Source organism: Paraburkholderia azotifigens, assembly GCF_007995085.1.
GTDB lineage: Bacteria > Pseudomonadota > Gammaproteobacteria > Burkholderiales > Burkholderiaceae > Paraburkholderia > Paraburkholderia azotifigens.
Genome location: NZ_VOQS01000001.1, coordinates 2,209,195 through 2,228,827 on the forward strand (window position 1 = coordinate 2,209,195; position 19,633 = coordinate 2,228,827).

At 64.2% G+C, this 19,633-nt stretch carries 17 protein-coding genes and 1 pseudogene; 9 read left to right on the forward strand and 9 right to left on the reverse strand.

The window, feature by feature from the left end; genetic code table 11:
• Positions 1-14 precede the first annotated feature (14 nt).
• The 3 genes from FRZ40_RS09845 to FRZ40_RS09855 are packed head-to-tail and all read right to left on the reverse strand — an operon-like array spanning position 15 to position 3,022.
• Positions 15-977, reverse strand: coding sequence for an MlaD family protein (locus FRZ40_RS09845; protein WP_028365795.1), 963 nt, complete (start codon positions 975-977; stop codon positions 15-17).
• An 18-nt stretch (positions 978-995) separates the two neighbouring features.
• A complete protein-coding gene (locus FRZ40_RS09850) occupies positions 996-1,886 on the reverse strand; it encodes an ABC transporter ATP-binding protein (protein ID WP_028365794.1) in 891 nt (296 codons plus the stop codon).
• Positions 1,883-3,022, reverse strand: coding sequence for an MlaE family ABC transporter permease (locus FRZ40_RS09855; protein WP_028365793.1), 1,140 nt, complete (start codon positions 3,020-3,022; stop codon positions 1,883-1,885). The genes FRZ40_RS09850 and FRZ40_RS09855 overlap by 4 nt, the downstream gene beginning before the upstream one ends.
• A gap of 178 nt (positions 3,023-3,200) precedes the next feature.
• On the opposite strand from FRZ40_RS09855, the gene FRZ40_RS09860 reads away from it, so the two are divergent.
• The 3 genes from FRZ40_RS09860 to FRZ40_RS09870 are packed head-to-tail and all read left to right on the forward strand — an operon-like array spanning position 3,201 to position 5,237.
• Positions 3,201-4,106: a biotin--[acetyl-CoA-carboxylase] ligase gene (locus FRZ40_RS09860; RefSeq protein WP_028365792.1), complete on the forward strand. Its 906-nt coding sequence runs from the start codon at positions 3,201-3,203 to the stop codon at positions 4,104-4,106.
• Positions 4,103-4,957 (forward strand): type III pantothenate kinase, encoded by an 855-nt coding sequence (locus tag FRZ40_RS09865; RefSeq protein WP_147233986.1) that lies wholly within the window; start codon positions 4,103-4,105, stop codon positions 4,955-4,957. The genes FRZ40_RS09860 and FRZ40_RS09865 overlap by 4 nt, the downstream gene beginning before the upstream one ends.
• Positions 4,958-4,997: 40 nt before the next feature.
• Entirely contained in the window at positions 4,998-5,237 is a 240-nt protein-coding gene (locus FRZ40_RS09870) for a hypothetical protein (RefSeq protein WP_028365790.1), read from the forward strand.
• A gap of 60 nt (positions 5,238-5,297) precedes the next feature.
• Here the strand turns inward: FRZ40_RS09870 and rfaE2 are convergent, their stop codons facing one another.
• The 6 genes from rfaE2 to FRZ40_RS09900 form a co-directional block, all read right to left on the reverse strand.
• Positions 5,298-5,780, reverse strand: coding sequence for a D-glycero-beta-D-manno-heptose 1-phosphate adenylyltransferase (rfaE2, locus tag FRZ40_RS09875; protein ID WP_028365789.1), 483 nt, complete (start codon positions 5,778-5,780; stop codon positions 5,298-5,300).
• 135 nt (positions 5,781-5,915) lie between these two features.
• Positions 5,916-6,791, reverse strand: a complete 876-nt coding sequence (locus tag FRZ40_RS09880) for a ferritin family protein (RefSeq protein ID WP_028365788.1) — start codon at positions 6,789-6,791, stop codon at positions 5,916-5,918.
• A gap of 562 nt (positions 6,792-7,353) precedes the next feature.
• The gene (locus FRZ40_RS09885) at positions 7,354-8,091 is read right to left on the reverse strand and encodes a PhaM family polyhydroxyalkanoate granule multifunctional regulatory protein (RefSeq protein ID WP_028365787.1); all 738 of its coding nucleotides are present in this window, start codon (positions 8,089-8,091) and stop codon (positions 7,354-7,356) included.
• A gap of 166 nt (positions 8,092-8,257) precedes the next feature.
• On the reverse strand, positions 8,258-9,109 hold the full coding sequence (locus tag FRZ40_RS09890) for an enoyl-CoA hydratase/isomerase family protein (protein WP_147233987.1): 852 nt from the start codon (positions 9,107-9,109) through the stop codon (positions 8,258-8,260).
• Positions 9,110-9,199: 90 nt separating this feature from the next.
• Positions 9,200-10,393: an ABC transporter substrate-binding protein gene (locus tag FRZ40_RS09895; RefSeq protein WP_147233988.1), complete on the reverse strand. Its 1,194-nt coding sequence runs from the start codon at positions 10,391-10,393 to the stop codon at positions 9,200-9,202.
• Positions 10,394-10,597: 204 nt separating this feature from the next.
• Complete coding sequence (locus FRZ40_RS09900) at positions 10,598-11,590, reverse strand: fumarylacetoacetate hydrolase family protein (RefSeq protein WP_028365784.1); 993 nt, start codon at positions 11,588-11,590, stop codon at positions 10,598-10,600.
• A gap of 151 nt (positions 11,591-11,741) precedes the next feature.
• Here FRZ40_RS09900 and FRZ40_RS09905 point away from each other — a divergent pair, with 151 nt between their 5' ends.
• From FRZ40_RS09905 to metH, 6 genes and pseudogenes are all read left to right on the forward strand, one after another.
• Positions 11,742-12,632, forward strand: coding sequence for an IclR family transcriptional regulator (locus tag FRZ40_RS09905; RefSeq protein WP_147233989.1), 891 nt, complete (start codon positions 11,742-11,744; stop codon positions 12,630-12,632).
• A gap of 88 nt (positions 12,633-12,720) precedes the next feature.
• Positions 12,721-13,965 (forward strand): DUF3108 domain-containing protein, encoded by a 1,245-nt coding sequence (locus FRZ40_RS09910; RefSeq protein WP_147233990.1) that lies wholly within the window; start codon positions 12,721-12,723, stop codon positions 13,963-13,965.
• Between the two features lie 232 nt (positions 13,966-14,197).
• Complete coding sequence (gene pcaD / locus FRZ40_RS09915; protein ID WP_147233991.1) at positions 14,198-14,986, forward strand: 3-oxoadipate enol-lactonase; 789 nt, start codon at positions 14,198-14,200, stop codon at positions 14,984-14,986.
• Positions 14,987-15,103: 117 nt separating this feature from the next.
• On the forward strand, positions 15,104-15,361 hold the full coding sequence (locus tag FRZ40_RS09920; RefSeq protein ID WP_028365780.1) for a BTH_I0359 family protein: 258 nt from the start codon (positions 15,104-15,106) through the stop codon (positions 15,359-15,361).
• Between the two features lie 294 nt (positions 15,362-15,655).
• A complete protein-coding gene (locus tag FRZ40_RS09925; RefSeq protein ID WP_028365779.1) occupies positions 15,656-16,720 on the forward strand; it encodes a homocysteine S-methyltransferase family protein in 1,065 nt (354 codons plus the stop codon).
• 84 nt (positions 16,721-16,804) lie between these two features.
• A pseudogene (metH, locus tag FRZ40_RS09930) lies at positions 16,805-19,540 on the forward strand (methionine synthase); the annotation flags it as partial.
• Positions 19,541-19,633: the final 93 nt, after the last annotated feature.

Here is a 19,633-nt window from a genome sequence, read left to right on the forward strand (position 1 = left end):
TTGTTCCTTTAAATTCATTTGGCCGCGTGGCCCGCCGGCCACACGAAGCCCGGCTCGCCGGGACCGGGCGCTGCGCGCGGCGCGCCGAACAGCACGCTGTTCGGCGTCTCGCTGAAGGTGTCGGCGGCCCGGTCGATGGAGCGCACGGCCGAGCGCACGTCGTCCGCCAGCGAGTTCACGCGCGGCAGCGTGTCGTAGCCGACACGCGCCGAGATGTCCTGCAGCGTCGCGTTCATCGCCGTCAGCGCGTCGCCCGCCTGCTGCGCGGCCGTGCCAACCTTGTTCAGCGTGCCTTCGAGCGGACCGTCCGGGCGATTCAGGCTCGTGATCATCCGGTTCGTCGACGCGAGCGTCTGGTCCAGCTGATTGAGCGTGTTCGGCAGCTTGCCGACGGCGGGCCCCATCTGTGCCGTGAGCGTCGTGACGCCGTCGGCGGCATGCTGGAGACTCGCCGCTGTCGCCAGAAGCTGGTCGCGCATTTCCGGCGAGAGCAGCGCGTCGACGTCGCGCACCGTCTTTTCGAGCTGCCGGATCAGGATGTCGCCGCGCGCCTGCAACTGATCGAGCAAGCCGGGGCGCATCGGCAGCTGCGCGACATTTTTCGCCGACGAGACGAGCGGCGCCGTATCGCGCCCCGTGTCGTCGAGCTGGATGAACGCGAGACCCGTGACGCCCTGCAGCCCGAGACTGCCGAAGGTCGAGTGCGTGATGGGCGCATTTTTGTCGACGAGGATGCGGATCAGAATCTGCCCCGGATGTTCGCGGTCGAATTTGATCGACTGCACCTTGCCGACGTCGAGGCCGCGATATCGTACCGCAGCATCCGGGTACAAACCTGTGACATTGGTGCGCGCAATCAGATCGAAAGGTATGCGGACCGACCGGTCCACGTTGAACAAAAACGCCGCCGCGGCAATCGCCGCCACCATCACGACGGTGAAGAGCCCGGCCCAGAAGGCGTGTGATTTATTTTCCATTGTCAGGTTCCCTGGCGTTCATGGCGCGGTGCGCAGCGGAAGCGCTTCCGTTGCCGGTTCGAGCGCCTCGGCCGGCAACTTCGCGCGGCGCTCCGGCGACAACCCCTGCAACGCGAGCCGCCCGCGCAGCCCGAGAAAATATTCGCGGATGAAGGGATGATCGAACCCCGCCACCTCCTCGACGGGCGCCGCCACCACTACCTTGCGATCCGCGATCACGGCAACGCGCGTCGACAGCGCGACCATCGTGTCGAGATCGTGCGTGACCATCACGACCGTCAGGCCGAGCGCGCGGTGAAGCGCGCTGATCAGTTCGACGAATTCGTCGGAGGCCTGCGGATCGAGACCTGCCGTCGGCTCGTCGAGAAACAGCAGTTCCGGTTCGAGCGCGATCGCACGCGCGATGCCCACGCGCTTCACCATCCCGCCCGACAATGCCGCCGGCATCTTCGACGCGTGCTTGCACGGCAGCCCGACCATTTCCAGCTTCAACATCACGATGTCGCGCAGCAGGTCTTCGGGCACCTTGCCGAGTTCGCGCAGCGGCTGCGCGATGTTGTCGAACACCGACAGCGACGAAAACAGCGCACCATGCTGGAACAGCATGCCCGAACGCACGCGCATCAGGCGCGCTTCGTCATCGTCGAGCTTCGACGTGTCCTCGCCGAACACCTTGATGCTGCCCGAAGTCGGCCGCTCGAGGCCTAGAATCTGGCGCATCAGCGTGGTCTTGCCCGAACCCGAGCCGCCGACGATCGACACGATCTCGCCGCGCCGCACGTCGAAATCCAGATGCTGATGCACGATGTTGCGGCCGTAGCGTTTGCTCAGGTTGCGCACCTCGATCACGGTTTCCGCGATCTCGGGCAGCGGCTGGTCCCGTACGGCAGTGGTGAGCGGCGCAATCATGACAGCCCCACGTTCTGGAAGAGAATCGCGAACACGGCGTCGGCGAGGATGACGATCGTGATCGACGAAACGACGGATGTCGTCGTGCCCTCGCCGAGACTCTGCGAATTGGCCTTGATGCGAAAGCCGAAGTGACAGCCGGCGATCGCGATCAGCATGCCGAACACCATGCCCTTGCCGAGTCCGATCCACAGGTTCGCAACGGGCACCACGCCCGGCAGCGCGCGGATGAAATACGACACGTCGATCTGCAGCACGATCTTCGCGGCCAGCGCGCCGCCGAGCAGCGAGATGATGTTCGTCCACATCACGAGCAGCGGCATCGCAAGGGACAGCGCGAGCACGCGCGGCAGGATCAGGCGCAGGCCGTGCGGAATGCCCATCACGCGCATGGCGTCGAGTTCTTCCGTCACGCGCATCACGCCGATCTGCGCGGTAATGGCCGAGCCGGAGCGGCCCGCGACGAGAATCGCCGACAGCACGGGCCCCAGTTCGCGCAGCACCGACATCCCCAGAATATTCACGATGAACTGGTTCGCGCCGAACAGCCGCAACTGCTGCGCGGACAGATAGCTGAGCACGATGCCGATCAGGAACGCGACGAGCGCCGTGATGGGCAGCGCCTGCGTGCCGGCGCTATACACATTCGCCGAAATCTCCTTCCACGGCGCGAGCTTCGGATTGCGCGCGATCGACAGCAGATCGAGGATCACGCGGCCGAACATCGCGACGCCGCCGTACACGTGCTCGAAGAAACTGAAAATGCCAAGGCCGAGCTGCGTGAACGGATCGAAGCGACGGACGGGCTCCGGGTTCTCGCGTGCGGTGTCGAGCAGCGCGATCCGGTCGAAGATATCGCGCTGCGTGTCGTTGAGCGCGACGAGGTCGCGCGGCAGCTTGTAGCCCCACACGCGCCACAGCGCCTGGCCGCCTACATGATCCATGCGTTCGACTCGCGACAGATCCCACTGCGCAACGTGCGAGCGGCTGTCGACCAGTTCACGCAGACGTGGCAGCGCCTGTCCATGCAGTCGGTCGCGTGCGAGCGCGAGCGCCGTCCACTGGCCGGACAGGCGGACGATCTTGCCCTGGCTGCCTGCCGTGACTTCAAGTCCGGGAGGAGTGTCGTAGTTCAAGGATCGCGTGATCTCGTTATCGGATTAACGGGCATTGTAACGAAGGGTTCGATATTGAGCCCTCGTGGGCTGCGTGTCTGGGCGCGGCGCCGCACAAGGCCGAACGGACAGGCGCTCGCGACGCCTGCAACCTCATCTGGCGCTCACGCCGGCTGGCGCAGTGGCTAAAATACGCTTCATGACTACCCCAACTTCCCCCAGCCCTTCGGGCGACTGGCGAATCGACCGGCAGCGCGCCGTTGCGCTGTTCGGCCCGGCCGCGAATGACTGGCCGATCGAAATCGTCGAAGAAACCGGCTCGACCAATGCCGACCTGATGGCGCGCGTGAAAGCGCTGCCGCGCGAACCCGGCGCGCTTGCGCGGCCGATCGTGCGCGTCGCGTATCTGCAGACGGCGGGACGCGGCCGGCGCGGCCGTCCGTGGTATGCGGAGCCCGGCAATGCGCTGCTGTTCTCGGTTGCCTGCGTGCTGCCGAGACCGCTCGAAGGTCTCGCGGGACTGAGCCTGGCGGTCGGCGTCGCGCTGGTCGACGGGCTGCGCTCGCTGCCCGTCGCCGGTCCCGGCCAGATCGCGCTGAAGTGGCCGAACGACGTGCTGCTCGAAGGCGACAAGCTGGCGGGCATCCTGATCGAAACGGCATGGAGCACGGCGGACGCGAGTGCCGTCGTGATCGGCATCGGCACGAACGTGAAAGGCGCCGACGAACTCGCCGCGAAGGTCGGTGCGCTTAATGCCGATGTGCCCGCGCAGGCACGCGGCGCAGCTCCGACGGCGCTGTCGCGCGCGCTGCCCAGCGCGAATCTCACCGATACCCTCGCCGCCGAGCTGAACGCGCTCGAACCCGCATTGCAGCGCTTCGGCGCCGAAGGCTTCGCGCCGTTCCGGCAACGCTGGAACGGCTGCCATGCGTATGCGGGACGCGATGTCGTGCTGTTCGAGCAGGGCGTGGAAATCGCGCGCGGCGTCGCGGCAGGCGTCGACGATCTCGGCCAGTTGCTGCTCGATACGGCGTCCGGCCAGCAGTCCATCGCGACGGGAGACGTATCGCTGCGTCTCGCGGACGAAGGCAGCGGCGCTGCATGAGCGCGCCCTATCTGCTGATCGACGCGGGCAACAGCCGGGTCAAATGGGCGCTGGTTCAAGCCGATGGTACACAGACGCACTCAGGTGCGTTTGCACACGGCGGCCAGCTGGTAAAGGGAACCGGCGATCCCCTGCAATCACGGCACGAGCCGGACTGGTCGGCGTTGCCTTCGCCCGGTTCTGCATGGTTATCGAATGTCGCGGGTGAGGCGGTGGCGCGCCGCATCGATGCGTTCATCGACCGGCATTGGCCGGCACTCGCGCGCACCACGATCCGCTCGGCTGCGCAGCAATGCGGCGTCACGAACGCATACACGACGCCGTCGCAACTCGGCAGCGACCGCTGGGCGGGGATGATCGGCGCGCACGCGGCGTTTCCAGGCGAGCCGCTGCTGATCGCGACCTTCGGCACGGCCACGACACTCGAAGCCTTGACCGCCGATGGCGTGTTCGTCGGCGGACTGATCGCGCCGGGCTGGTCGCTGATGATGCGCTCGCTCGGCGAGCACACGGCGCAACTGCCGACACTGGACGCCACCGCTGCGCGCGGCCTGCTGGCGGACGAACCTTCCACGGCAAAACGCGCCGCATGGTTTGCGACGGACACGCCGCGTTCGTTGTCGTCGGGATGCGCACTGGCGCAAATCGGTTTGATCGAGCGGATGTGGCGCGATCTGCAGGAAGAATGGCAGTTGCCCGTGCGGCTGGTAGCAGGCGGCGGCGCCGCGGCCGAACTGGTGCAGGCGCTAGGCGTGCCCTACACGCGTCACGACTCGCTCGTGCTCGCCGGACTTGCGCTGATCGCCGCGCAAGCGTCCGCACATCCGCCGACGGACGCTGACCCGGCGTGAGCGCCGGGACACTGAACAGACAAGCTGGAGAATCTCAACGATGCTGCGCTGGCTACTCGCCCTGCTCTTTCTCGCCAACATCCTCGCCTTCATCACGATGCGCGGACTGTTCGGGCCGTCCCCGGCCGCGGGGCCTCGCGAACCGAACCACCTGAACCGGCAGGTCCGCCCGGAGCAACTGCGCGTGCAGCCGATGTCGTCGGTTGATGCGGCGGATCTGGCCGTCGTCGGCGGACCCGCGCCCGTCGCACCGATTGCCGCTTCGGCGCTTTCGCAGTAACGCTGCAAACTCGTGACAACGCGGGCTGCGTGCCCGCGCTTCGTTGCGGTCATCCCGCGCTTATCCTTGAGCGCGCACCTTCTTCAGAAGCGCCGTCGTCGAGCGGTCGTGTTCGAACGGAATCGCGAGTGCCTCGCCGCCCCAACCGCGCACGAGCGCGGATTCCGGCAGCTTGTCCATGTCGTAGTCGCCGCCCTTCACGAGCACGTCCGGATGCAGCGCCTCGATCAGTTCGACAGGCGTCTGCTCTCCGAAACACACCACCCAGTCGACGCTCTCCAGCGCCGCCAGCAATGCCATCCGGTCGGCCTCGTTGTTGATCGGACGGTCGTCGCCCTTGCCGAGCATCCGCACGGACGCATCGCTGTTCACCCCGACGATCAGCGTCGCGCCCAGCGCCTTCGCGTCCGCCAGATACGTGACGTGCCCGCGATGCAGGATATCGAAGACGCCGTTCGTGAAAACCACGGGGCCCTTCAGCGAGGGGCGAAGTTGGGCGAGGGCGTCGCGTGTCGCGAGCTTGCGTTCGAAAGTGGCGGCCATGAGCGAAACGTAGAACGGGGTTGAACGGTGGTGAAGCAAAACACAAAAGAAAACGGCCCGGCGGTTATTCACCAGCCGGGCCGTCGTATGTCTGTGCGACGCGCGGGACTTACACCCGGCGACGCGCGGCCCTCATCAGGCCGGTTGCTGCGCTGCGGGCTGTTGCTCGGCCTGCAGGCGCGTCACGACTTCCTTGCGATAGCGGTTCAGCTCCTGAGCCGTCGTGAACGAGCGTTCGAACAGAATGGACAGGTTGTGCAGAATACGTTCGACCACCTTCTTTTCCCAGCCGTCGTCGAAACGGATCTGCTCGTCGAGCCAGCGTTCCAGCCATTCCGGATCGGGCAGACGCGATTGCACCGTGTCGCGCGGGAACAGCGACTGGTTCACGTGCAGGTTTGTGGGGTGCAGCGGTTTTTCCGTGCGGCGCGCCGAGGCCATCAGCACACCGATCTTCGCGAACGCCGCGCGCGCGCCGTCGCCGAAGTTCGTCAGCGCCTTCTTCATGTAGCGCAGATACGCGCCGCCATGACGTGCTTCGTCGCGCGAAATCGTTTCGTAGATGGCCTTGATGACGGGCTCGGTATGCCATTCAGCCGCGCGGCGATACCAGTGATTCAGGCGGATTTCGCCGCAGAAGTGCAGCATCAGCGTTTCGAGCGGCGGCGCCGGATCGAACTCGAAGCGCACCGCGTGCAGCTCTTCTTCCGTCGGCACCATGTGCGGCTTGAAGCGGCGCAGATATTCCATCAGCACCAGTGAGTGCTTCTGCTCTTCGAAGAACCACACGCTCATGAATGCCGAGAAATCGCTGTCATGATGGTTGTCGCGCAGGAACATTTCCGTGGCGGGCAGCGCCGACCATTCCGTGATCGCGTTCATCTTGATGGTCGCCGCCTGCTCGTCGGTGAGCAGCGACGAGTCGAACCGGTCCCAGGGAATGTCCTTCTCCATGTCCCATCGAACGGATTCGAGCGATTTGTAAAGTTCCGGATAAAGCATGGTGTTCATGATCCCACCCCTGTTCTGCGCAAAGCGACGTCTGTTATGTCTGTTGCTAGTGTGCTGCCGACGCACGGAAACTTTCGGGAGCTTTCCCTGTCGTCAGCGCAGCCCTCAATTTTACGCGGTAATCGGCTGCCAAGAAGCAAGTCGTTGGCAAAAGAAATACTGCGGCTCGTGATGCGCACGCGATTTTTGTGCCTCGCATGCGCGGCCAACCGTGGGTGAGGGAGAACCTGTGCCTGAGGTCGTGCCAGCTTGCCGCCCGAACGACGGCATTTGGGTCCGCAGCGGACGCACCAGCACCGGACGGCACCGGATGAACGGCGAATCTGGCAGTTTTCGCACGCGTCTGCTGACCAGAAAAAGCTTACACAATAATAGCATGCGGGCCTGCCACGCCCTGTTTCCGGACCGCCGAAACCCATTTTGAGATTGACGCAAAACAACGAGCGCGCGCGTTGCCTGCACGGCGTCAAAAGAATGTGCTAAGCGCGGGGCTGGCACCTCGCGCGTCGGGAGCGCGTCAGCCGTTGCGGCCGCGCGCTCCGTTTCGTCGCCCGCTAACTGGCTACCCTGAGGTCGATGACGACTTCTTCGCGGCCGCCGCGCCCGCGCGTTTCGCGGCAGGCGCCCGTTTCGCCGCAGGACGCGGCGCGTCGCCCGATCCGGCCTGCGCGGCGCCTTCCGCGTCAGGCCCGGAGGTGTCGTCCGGTTCGAGATCGCTCGGCTCGATACCGGCGCCCGCTTCCGATGCACCCGTCGCCGTCGTGGCCGCCGGCTGCGCCATCGCGAATTGCGCGATCTGGTTGAACTGCGCCTGTAGCAGATTCCACCAGCCGGATGCGTCGAATGCGGGCGGCGGCGTCGACTCGCCGGCTTCGCCCGTTTCCTGCGCGCTCGGGGCCGGCTGCGGCTCCGGCTGCCTCGGCGCTTCGTGCGCCGGCTGCGTCATCGATTGCTGCGCGAAGGCGCCGAACGCGCGCAGCGTCGAGAGCGTCGCGCGCTGGACTTCGAGCGCCTGGATCGCCGACTGCAGCATGTTCAGATTGAGCTTGAGCCACTGCTCGACGGCACGCATATCGGTGATGCGCTTGTCGAGTTCTTCGACGTTCGTGAGCGGCGCCATCATGTCGGACATCATCGACAGCGACGGCACGAAACCCTGTGCCGAGCCCGGCGACGTGCCCGGAAACGCCGCGCCGAACGGCGTCAGACGCATCATGCCCCACATGCGGTCGAGCATTTCGGCGGGCGGAAAACCTGGGAAGCCGGGAAAGGGTGGCATCGAGCCGGCGTTGTCGGTCATTGCTGAGCTCCTGTATTCGGTTCTGGCTGTGAGGTTTATCAATGTTCGAAGTTCGCGCTTCGATCATACCGCGTGGACTTTTCGCGGTGAGACGCCGCGCGTCGCTGAAACTATCGCGCGCCGCGAGACGTGACGGTTTTGCGTCCGTTGGGCAAGGCATCTGCCTTCAGAACGGCTCCTTGCCCGGAAAGTCCGGGGCGCGCCGCTCGCGCAGCGACGCCACGCCTTCGCGCACGTCCGGTCCCGCGAAGCCCATGAATTCGAGTGCGAGCGAGGTATCGAACGTCGGGCCTGCCGAGCGCAGCCAGTTGTTCAGCGCGTACTTGGTCCAGCGGATCGCTGTCTGCGAGCCGCTCGCAAGCTTGCGCGCGACTTCGAAGGTCTTCGGCAGCAGATCGTTGTCGTCGACGGCCAGCGATACCAGCCCGATGCGCTCCGCTTCCTCGCCGCTCGCGGGTTCGCACAGCATCAGGTAGTACTTCGCTTTCGCCATGCCGCACAGAAGCGGCCACACGATCGCCGCATGATCGCCCGCCGCGACGCCCAGCCGCGTATGACCGTCGATGATGCGCGCCGACTTCGTCGCGATCGAAATATCCGCGAGCAGTCCCGCGACGAGCCCCGCGCCGACGGCCGGCCCGTGCATCGCCGAAACGATCGGCTTGCTGCAGTTGATCACGTTGTAGACGAGATCGCGCGCCTCGCGCCACACACGCGTGCGCACGTCGAAGTCGTTCGCCATGTCTTCGACGAGCCCGAGATCGCCGCCCGCCGAGAAGCCCTTGCCTTCGCCGCGAATTACCACGACGCGCGTCTCCGGATCGCGGTCGACGTCGCGCCAGATGTCGGCCAGTTCGCGATGCATGTTCGCATCGGCAGTGGCGAGATTGCTCTTGTTCGCGCCTTCGCCGCTCATCACGATTTCGAGGATGCCGTGCGCATGACGCCGCACGCGCAGCGACCTGTAGTGCGCGTAGAACGCGGGTTCGACCGTTTGCGATTCCGATTCGTGAGACATGGCGGGCATCCGTAAAATCGACGCGTCGGCGTCGGACCACACATCAGGCGCGCGACGCAGCCGACGCTGCGCCGCCCGAAAAACACACAATCAACGCGGCTGATACACCCACTTGCCGTTGCTGATTTCGACCATCACGCGCGCGCGCTGATCGAGACCGAGGTGATCGGTCGCGCTCATGTTGACGACGCCGTTCGTGTCGGCGAGACCCTTCGTCGCTTCGAGCGCATCGCGCAGTGCCCGGCGAAACTCGACGGTGCCGGGCGCGGCCGCTTTCAGCGCAACGGGAATCGCGTTGTTCAGCAGCATGCTCGCATCCCATGCATAAGACCCGAACGCCGACACGCTGCCCGGACCGCGCAGCTTCTCGAAGCGCGCGATGTAATCGAGCGCGAGACGCTTCGCAGCATAGTCTGCGGGCAACTGCGATGCGACGAGCACCGGGCTCGCGGGCAGGAACGTGCCGTTGCAATCGGCGCCGCACACGCGCAGGAAGTCGTTATTGCCCACGCCGTGGTTGTGATAGATCTTGCCCTTGTAGCCACGGCCGATCAGCGTCTTCGGCGGCAGCGCGGCCGGCGTGCCCGCCGCGCCCACCACGACGGCATCCGGATTCGCGGCCATGATCTTCAGGATCTGTCCGGTGACGCTCGGATCCGTGCGATTGAAACGCTCGTTGGCCACCACGCTGATATGGTGGATCTGCGCGAACTTCGCGACTTCCGCATAGAAGGTCTCGCCGAGCGCGTCCGCCTGGCCGATGTACGCGATCGTCTTCACGCCATGCTGACTCGCGTGCTCGGTGATCGCAGACGCCATCATCGCGTCCGTCTGCGGCGTCTTGAACATCCAGTGACGTTTAGCGTCGACGGGCTCGATGATCTTCGCCGACGACGCCAGCGAAATCGCCGGCGTTTCACCTTCGGCGACGACGTCGATCATCGCGAGCGAGTTCGGCGTGATCGACGATCCGATGATGGCGTCGACGTGATTCTCGGAGATGAGTTTTTTCGTGTCCTGCACGGCCTGCGTCGTGTCGGACGCATCGTCGAGCACGATGTATTCGACTTTCTGACCGGCGATTTCCTTGGGAAAGAGTGTCGCCGTATCGCGTGCGGGAATGCCGAGCGATGCGGCCGGTCCTGTCAGCGACAGCACGAGGCCGATCTTGATCTGCGCGAGCGCAAATCCAGGCAAAACGGAAAGCGTGGCGGCAAGCAAAGCGCGCCGCTTCGAAGCGCGATTGCGCAAAGTTGAAAATGCAAACGTCCCGTATCGCGGCATGCCTTTGTCTCCAGTTGGCTTGTTTTGATTTGCGATGCTGCGTGTTGCATGTACCGATTCGCGATGTCACATTCGCGATCGGCATGCGGGGCGCGATGGCCTCGCGCGAGCGTCAGTGTAGCGGCGCGCGCCGCGCTATCGGCATCGGGCGAAACCCTTTCGGTCCGTTTCGCCGATGCCGCACGCCATGCGCCGCCCACTTCGTCAAAGCTCAGCTTCGAGCGGCGCAACGGCCTGATCGATCGAACCGAAAATCGTCTTGCCCGCTTCGTCGAACATCTCGATCTTCACGGTATCGCCGAACTTCATGAACTCCGTCTGCGCGCTGCCGTGCTCGATCGTTTCGAGGCAGCGCTTTTCGGCGATACAGCAATAGCCGCGCTTCGCGTCCTTGTTCGACACGGTGCCCGAACCGACAATCGCTCCCGCGCGCAGATTGCGCGTCTTCGCGGCATGCGCTATCAGCTGGCCGAAGTGGAACACCATGTCGGTGCCCGCGTCGGGCTGACCGACCTTCTTGCCGTTCCAGTGAACGATCATCGGACGATGCACGCGGCCTTCGCGCCACGTGTCGCCGAGTTCGTCGGGCGTCACGGCAACGGGCGCGAACGACGTCGCCGGCTTGCTCTGGAAAAAGCCGAAGCCCTTCGCGAGTTCGGCGGGAATCAGATTGCGCAGCGATACGTCGTTGACGAGCGTGACGAGGCGGATGCTCTTCAACGCCTGGTCCGCTCTGGTGCCCATCGGCACATCGCCCGTGACGACGGCGACTTCCGCCTCGAAGTCGATGCCGAACGACTCCGACGCGCACACGATGTCGTCTTTCGGCCCGATGAAGTCGTCGCTGCCGCCCTGGTACATCAGCGGGTCGGTCCAGAATTCGGGCGGCATTTCGGCGCCGCGCGCGCGGCGCACCAGTTCGACGTGATTCACATACGCGGAGCCGTCGGCCCACTGGAACGCGCGCGGCAGCGGCGCCATGCATTCCTTCGCGTCGAACGAAAAGGTGTTGCGCGCACGGCCCTGATTCAGCTCGTCGTACAGGTCGCGCAGTTGCGGCGCGTAGAAGGTCCAGTCGTCGAGGATGCGCTGCATCGTCGGTGCGATGGCGTCGGCGACGGCGGCCGTATGCAGGTCGCGGGAAACGACGATCAGTTGACCGTCGCGCGTGCCGTCCTTCAGCGAGGCAAGTTTCATGGCGGAAAAAGCGTGTGGATGACGATAAGAGGAATCTATTCTACGATGGTGAATCGGCGCGGCCTAGGCGGATGCTTAACGGTGGCGATGTGCTGCTGACAGACGCCCGCTTGCGCAACGCCGTTTTTCGCTCAATGTTCAACCGTTTCCTATGCCCCCGACCGCCCGCTCCAGTTCGATCCGCAAGGATGCCGAAGCCGCCGAACCGCTCGACACCGTCGACGACGACACCACCGACCCGCACGAAAGCGGCGAGGAAAAGCTGCGCTCGGGCATCCAGTCGATCGAAGTCGGATTCCGTCTGCTCGACGTGCTCACGCACGAGCCGCGCGCGATGATGCTGCGCGATCTCGCGCAGCGCGCCGGCATGAGTCCCGCGAAGGCGCATCGTTATCTGGTGAGCTTCCAGCGTCTCGGCGTCGTCGCGCAGGATCCGCTGACGGGGCGCTACGAACTCGGCGGCTTCGCGCTGCAGCTCGGGCTGGCGCGGCTCGCGCGCGTCGACGGCGTGAAGCTCGCGCGCATCGCGCTCGCCGAACTGCGCGAACGGCTCGATATGACAGTGGGCATCGCCGTGTGGGGCAACCAGGGGCCGACCGTCGTGCACTGGATGGAATCGAGCTATCCGGCGAAGGCTTCACTGAAACTCGGTGATGTAATGCCGATGCTCAGTTCCGCGACGGGTCTGCTGTTCGCCGCGTATCTGCCGCGCGGCAAGACGGCGGCGATGATCGCGCGCGAACTCGCCGACACGCAGCGCTGGGCCGCCACAAACAGCCCGCGCACGCCGGAGGACGTCGAACGCGTGCTCGACGAAGTGCGCGCCAAGGGTTCGGCGCGCGTCGAAGGCATGTTGCTGCCGACCATCCACGCGTTCTGCACGCCCGTGTTCGATTCGAATGGCGATCTCGCGCTCGGGCTGATTGCGCTGGGTCACGAAGGCGCTTTCGATATCGCGTGGGGCGGCGAAGTCGATATCGCGCTGCGCGAGTGCGCGCAGAAGCTATCGTACGAACTCGGCTATAGTCCGACGGCGCGATGAGCGCGTGGAACGCTTGACCGCGCCGCGCGGTCGAAACTTGCTCCGTCGCGCCATGCTGTGCATCCTGCCTTCATAGATACTGCTTCTGATGTCGTCTCCATCCGTTGTCCGTTCGATCACGCCTGCACGTCTCGCCCGCGCGCAGCGCCGCGCGTCGCGTCTGCGCTGGACAGGCGTGCTGGCGATCGTGGCCGGCACGCATTTCATCGCCGCGCAATGGTTCGAACGGCATCACGGCACGTTCAAGCCGGTGTCGCCCGAACACGTGCCCGTGCAGGTCGCGCTGCTCAAGCCGGAGCGCATCGAAACGCAGGCGGCCGGCTCGCCGCCTCCCGCGAAGGCGGCGCCCGCTGCGCCGGCTCGCCCCGCGCATGCTCCGCGCAAACATGTGTTGACCGCGACGCGCTCGGGTCTAAAGCCGCACGAAACAGCACCCGCAACCGAACCGGCGAGCGAACCGGCAAGCGAACCGGCAAGCGCACCTGAAGAAGCGTCGGCTGCGAGCGTTGCGTCGCCCGCGTCGGGAGCAACGGGTTCGAACGCCAATCCCAACGCCACAGGCCAGGGCCACGCGCAAAACACGGCGCCCGGCGTGAAATTCTCCGTGCCGCCGTCGGGCAACCTGCAATACGACACGTTCTACAACGGCGTGCGCAACCAGCCCGGCACGATCCACTGGTCCAGCGACGGCCGCTCGTACGACGTGATCGTGTCGGTGCCCTTGCCGTTCGTCGGCACGTTCAGCTATGCGAGCCGCGGACATGTCGATGCATTCGGTCTCGCGCCTGATCAGTACATCGAAAAGCGTGGCCGTCGCGGCGAAGACGTCACCACCTTCCATCGCGACACGAAAGAGATCGGCTTCACGCGTACGCCGACTACGCTGCCGCTCCAGGACGGCGCGCAAGACCGCTTCAGCATGGTGATGCAGCTAGCGAGTCTCGTGCGCGGCGACCCCGGCGCGTATCAGCCCGGCGTCACGCGGCAGTTCTATGTCACCGATAACGACAGCGGCGAAATCTGGCCTATCGAGACAATCGGCGACGAGTCCGTGCGCACCGACCAGGGCATCATCGATGCGCGTCATTTCATGCGGCTGCCACGGCGCGAAGGCGATCGCCGGCGCATCGACGTGTGGCTCGCGCCGTCGCTCGGGTGGCTGCCCGCGCGTCTCGTGCAAACCGAGCCGAACGGAACGCAGATAGAGCTTGTATGGCGTGGCAAGATCGCGCCGCCGGATGCCACCGGCAACGATGCATCGTCCGACGACGCGTCGCCCGGTCCTTCGCAACCGTCCGTGACCGATCCTGGTGCAGGGCCTGAAAAGCCCTGACACGAACAGGTCCTTCGCAGTGGAGGACACTGTGCTCACCGGAACATGATCGAGACGACACTCTGTGCCAGAAACTTCTGGCGACTGCATCGATCGCACGACGAGGCGCGCTCGAAGAGCACTTTTCAAGGCGCTCGACTCGCGCCGGCCGTTCATGCGAATCCCATGAATTGCATTGCATGAATCGCCGATCCGTTCGCTCTTTCATTGCGACATCACCTATGGAGTCCGCATGCAAATCAATGTGAATGGCATCGATACGCGCTACGTCCTGAGCAATGAAGGCGGGGGCCCCTGGCTCACGTTCATTCATCAGCTGGGCGGCGATCTGTCGATCTGGGATCAGCTCGCAGGCTACTTCCGCGACGACTTCACGGTCTTGCGCTACGACGTGCGCGGTCACGGTCAAACGGCGATATCGGACAGGCAGTTCAGTGTTGCAGATTTGTCGCAGGATCTGCGCACACTGCTGGATGCGCTTGGCGTACAGAAGACGCATATTGTCGGAATGTCGATGGGCGGCATGATCGCGCAGCAGTTCGCTTTGGACAACCCAACGCGCATCGAGACATTGACGCTCGCCGATACGCACGCCGCATCGCCTGCCGATGGACGCGCCGTATGGGAACAACGGGCGGCGAAGGCGCGCGACGAAGGCGTGGCAGCCTTGGCCCAGGCGACGCTGGAACGCTGGCTGACGGCGGACTTTCGCGGCGCGCATCCAGAAGTCGTCGAACAGATCCGGGAGGTGTTCGAGAGCACTTCGTCTGAAGGTTATGCGCAGGCGTGCTTTGCACTGCGCGATTTCGATGCGCGCAGTAGACTGAAAGAGATCGCCCTTCCCACTCTTGCTGTGGCTGGACGCCACGACGCAGGCACGCCACCTGCTGCTACACAGGAAATTGCGAATGCCATCCGGGACGCGCAGTTCGAGTTGCTCGACGCGGCTCATCTCGCACCGATCGAACAGTCGCAACGCTTCACCGCTTTGCTTGAATCGTTTCTGCAAAAATGGGTCTAACAGATAGGTCCGGAGAATGGGTAGCGTCACGCCGGACCCACCCCTTGAATTCCAAACCAAGGGCTCCATCTACGGTGCAACACTGGCCCGGAGCCATCGGAAATAAGGAGTGTCGCCATGCAAATGATCTACAACAGCCCCAACTATTGTGTCGTCGAGTTTCCGCCGCAAGACGGCCATATCGCGATGAAGTCCGGCGGGTATGAGATCGTCGACAAAAATACGCAGCGCGAGATTTATATCGACGGTGAGATGGCAGCCAGTTTCCGCGAACACGTGCAGAAGCTGATCGAAGACGAACCGACGCTCGACGAAGTGGACGAATTTCTCGGTCAATTCGACAGTCTGATGAACCAACCGGTCATTCTTCACTAGCCGTCACGCGCCACCCTTTGGCGACACGTTCCCATCAACCCCGTCCGGTATCGCCGGACGGGGTTTTTCGTTTAATACGGCCAGCCGCCGCGTACATGGCGCGCAACGCGGGTTGCATGCGTTGAGCAAGCAGCGAAAGAAATACTTGTCGCGCTACATTCCGGGCATTCGCCGCGCCTCGCGGGGCCGACATCCCGCCACAGCCACGACGCCGGGCGCGCCCGCGACCGTGCGGCTACAATATTGAGTTTCCTGAAAAAAAGCCGGCCGTGCCGGCACGAGCCCGATCAGACCATGAACCAGCCCGCCCCGTCAGCCGTTCCCGCCCGCGCCGCCTACACGCGCGGTGCGGCCCTGCCCGCGTTGCTCGAATCGCGCATCCTGATTCTGGACGGCGCAATGGGCACGATGATCCAGCGCTACAAGCTCGACGAAGCCGCCTACCGCGGCGAACGCTTCAAGGACTATGCGCGCGACATCAAGGGCAACAACGAACTGCTGTCGATCACCCAGCCGCAAATCATCAGCGAGATTCACGAGCAATATCTCGCGGCGGGCGCGGACATCATCGAAACCAACACGTTCGGCGCAACGACCGTCGCGCAAGCCGACTACGGCATGGAAGCGCTTGCCGTCGAGATGAATCTCGAATCGGCAAAGCTTGCGCGCGCGGCGTGTGACAAATACTCGACGCCCGACAAGCCGCGCTTCGTCGCGGGCGCAATCGGACCGACGCCAAAAACGGCGAGCATCTCGCCCGACGTGAACGATCCGGGTGCACGCAACGTCACGTTCGACGAACTGCGCGCCGCCTACTACGAGCAGGCGAAGGCGCTGATGGAAGGCGGCGCGGACCTGTTCCTCGTCGAAACGATCTTCGACACGCTGAACGCCAAGGCCGCGCTGTTCGCGCTCGACGAACTGTTCGAGGACACGGGCGAACGTCTGCCCATCATGATCTCGGGCACGGTGACGGACGCATCGGGCCGCATTCTGTCCGGGCAGACGGTCGAAGCGTTCTGGAATTCGCTGCGCCACGCGAAGCCGCTCACGTTCGGGCTGAACTGCGCGCTCGGCGCGGCGCTGATGCGCCCGTACATCGCCGAACTCGCGAAGCTGTGCGACACCTACGTGTCGTGCTATCCGAACGCGGGCTTGCCGAATCCGATGAGCGACACAGGCTTCGACGAACTGCCCGCCGATACCTCCGGCCTGCTGAAGGAATTCGCGCAGGCAGGGCTCGTGAACATCGCGGGCGGCTGCTGCGGCACGACGCCGGAACACATCGCCGCGATCGCAAAGGCGCTGAACGACGTGAAGCCGCGCAAGTGGCCGAGCCAGTATCGCGACGCTGCATAAACAGCCAGGCAAGCGGCGCACGTAACGCGCGAAGCAACGCGGAAAGCGCCGCGCACGAGATCACCGAAGCATTGACGCACTGACGAAACACGCACACCAACCATGACCGATCACACGATGCGCCTTTCCGGCCTCGAGCCGTTCAACGTCACTTCGGGGACGCTCTTCATCAACGTCGGTGAACGCACCAACGTGACGGGCTCGAAGGCATTCGCACGGATGATCCTGAACGGCCAGTTCGATGAAGCGCTGGCCGTCGCGCGCCAGCAGGTCGAGAACGGCGCACAGGTCATCGACGTCAACATGGACGAAGCGATGCTCGATTCACAGGCCGCGATGGTGCGCTTCATGAATCTGATCGCGTCGGAGCCGGACATCGCGCGCGTGCCGATCATGATCGACTCGTCGAAGTGGGATGTGATCGAAGCGGGCCTGAAATGCGTGCAGGGCAAAGCCATCGTCAACTCGATCTCGCTGAAGGAAGGCAAGGAACAGTTCGTTCATCATGCGAAGCTGATTCGCCGCTATGGCGCGGCGAGCGTCGTGATGGCGTTCGACGAACAGGGTCAGGCCGACACGTTCGCGCGCAAGACGGAAATCTGCAAGCGCTCGTACGACATTCTCGTCAACGAAGCCGGCTTCCTGCCCGAAGACATCATCTTCGATCCGAACATCTTCGCGATCGCGACGGGCATCGAAGAGCACAACAACTACGCCGTCGACTTCATCGAAGCGACGCGCTGGATCAAGCAGAACCTGCCGTATGCGAAGGTGAGCGGCGGCGTGTCGAACGTGTCGTTCTCGTTCCGCGGCAATGACCCCGTGCGCGAAGCGATTCACACCGTGTTCCTGTATCACGCGATCCAGGCGGGCATGGACATGGGCATCCTCAACGCGGGCCAGCTGGGCGTGTATGCCGATCTCGACGCCGATCTGCGCGAGCGCGTCGAAGACGTCGTGCTGAATCGCCGTGAAGACGCGACCGACCGTCTGCTCGAAATCGCCGACAAGTTCAAGACGGGCGCAGCGAAGAAGGAAGAGAACCTCGAATGGCGCAACCAGCCCGTCGAGAAGCGTCTCGCGCATGCGCTCGTGCATGGCATCACGAACTTCATCGTCGACGACACGGAAGAAGCGCGCGCGAACATCATGAACGGCGGCGGCCGCCCGATCAACGTGATCGAAGGCCCGCTGATGGACGGCATGAACATCGTCGGCGACCTGTTCGGCCAGGGCAAGATGTTCCTGCCGCAAGTGGTGAAGTCGGCGCGCGTGATGAAGCAGGCCGTCGCGCATCTGATTCCGTTCATCGAGGAAGAAAAGCGTCTGCTCGCCGAAGCGGGCGGCGACGTGCGCGCGAAAGGCAAGATCGTCATCGCCACCGTCAAGGGCGATGTGCACGACATCGGCAAGAATATCGTGTCGGTGGTGCTCCAGTGCAATAACTTCGAAGTGGTCAACATGGGCGTGATGGTCCCGTGCAACGAGATTCTCGCGAAGGCGAAAGTCGAAGGCGCGGACATCATCGGGCTGTCGGGTCTGATCACGCCGTCGCTTGAAGAAATGGCCTACGTCGCAGCGGAAATGCAGCGCGACGACTACTTCCGCGTGAAGAAGATTCCGCTGCTGATCGGCGGTGCGACCACGTCGCGCGTGCACACGGCCGTGAAGATCGCGCCGAACTACGAAGGCCCCGTCGTGTACGTGCCGGATGCGTCGCGCTCGGTGTCGGTTGCGTCGAACCTGCTGTCCGACGAAGGCGCGGCGAAGTATCTCGACGAACTGAAGTCGGACTACGACCGCATCCGCGACCAGCACGCGAACAAGAAAGCGCTGCCGCTCGTCACGCTCGCGCAAGCGCGCGCGAACAGGACGAAGATCGACTGGAGCGCGTATCAGCCCGTGAAGCCGAAGTTCATCGGCCGCCGCGTGTTCAAGAACTTCGATCTCAACGAACTCGCGAACTATATCGACTGGGGCCCGTTCTTTCAGACGTGGGATCTCGCCGGTCCGTACCCCGCCATTCTCAACGACGAGATCGTCGGCGAGTCGGCGCGGCGCGTGTTCTCGGATGCGAAGTCGATGCTCGCGCGGCTCATTCAGGGGCGCTGGCTCACGGCCAACGGCGTGATTGCGCTGCTGCCCGCGAACACCGTCAATGACGATGACATCGAAATCTACACGGACGAATCGCGCAGCGAAGTCGCGCTGACATGGCGCAACGTGCGCCAGCAGAGCGTGCGCCCCGTGGTTGACGGCGTGACGCGGCCGAACCGCTCGCTCGCCGACTTCATCGCGCCGAAGGATTCGGGCGTGGCCGACTACATCGGCATGTTCGCGGTCACGGCGGGCCTCGGCGTCGACGTGAAGGAAAAGCAGTTCGAAAAGGATCACGACGACTACAGCGCGATCATGCTCAAAGCGCTGGCCGACCGTTTCGCGGAAGCGTTCGCCGAAGCGATGCACGCGCGCGTGCGCCGCGACCTGTGGGGCTACGCGTCGGGCGAAACACTCGACAACGATGCGCTGATCGCCGAGAAGTACGCAGGCATCCGTCCGGCGCCGGGCTATCCGGCGTGCCCGGATCACCTCGTCAAGCGCGACATGTTCACCGTGCTGCAGGCCGATGAGATCGGCATGAGCGTCACCGAGTCGCTCGCGATGCTGCCCGCGGCGAGCGTGTCCGGCTTCTATCTCGCGCATCCCGACAGCACGTATTTCTCGGTCGGCAAGATCGGCCAGGATCAGCTGGAGGACTACGCGCAGCGGATGTCGCTGTCGAAGGAAGATGCCCGGCGTGCGCTCGCGCCGCTGCTCTAGGACGGAACGCGGGGGCAGGACTATATCGCGGGCCGAAGGCTGAATATTTTCAGTTGAAAGCACAGCGGATATTTTCGGCTTTGTAGACTGCTC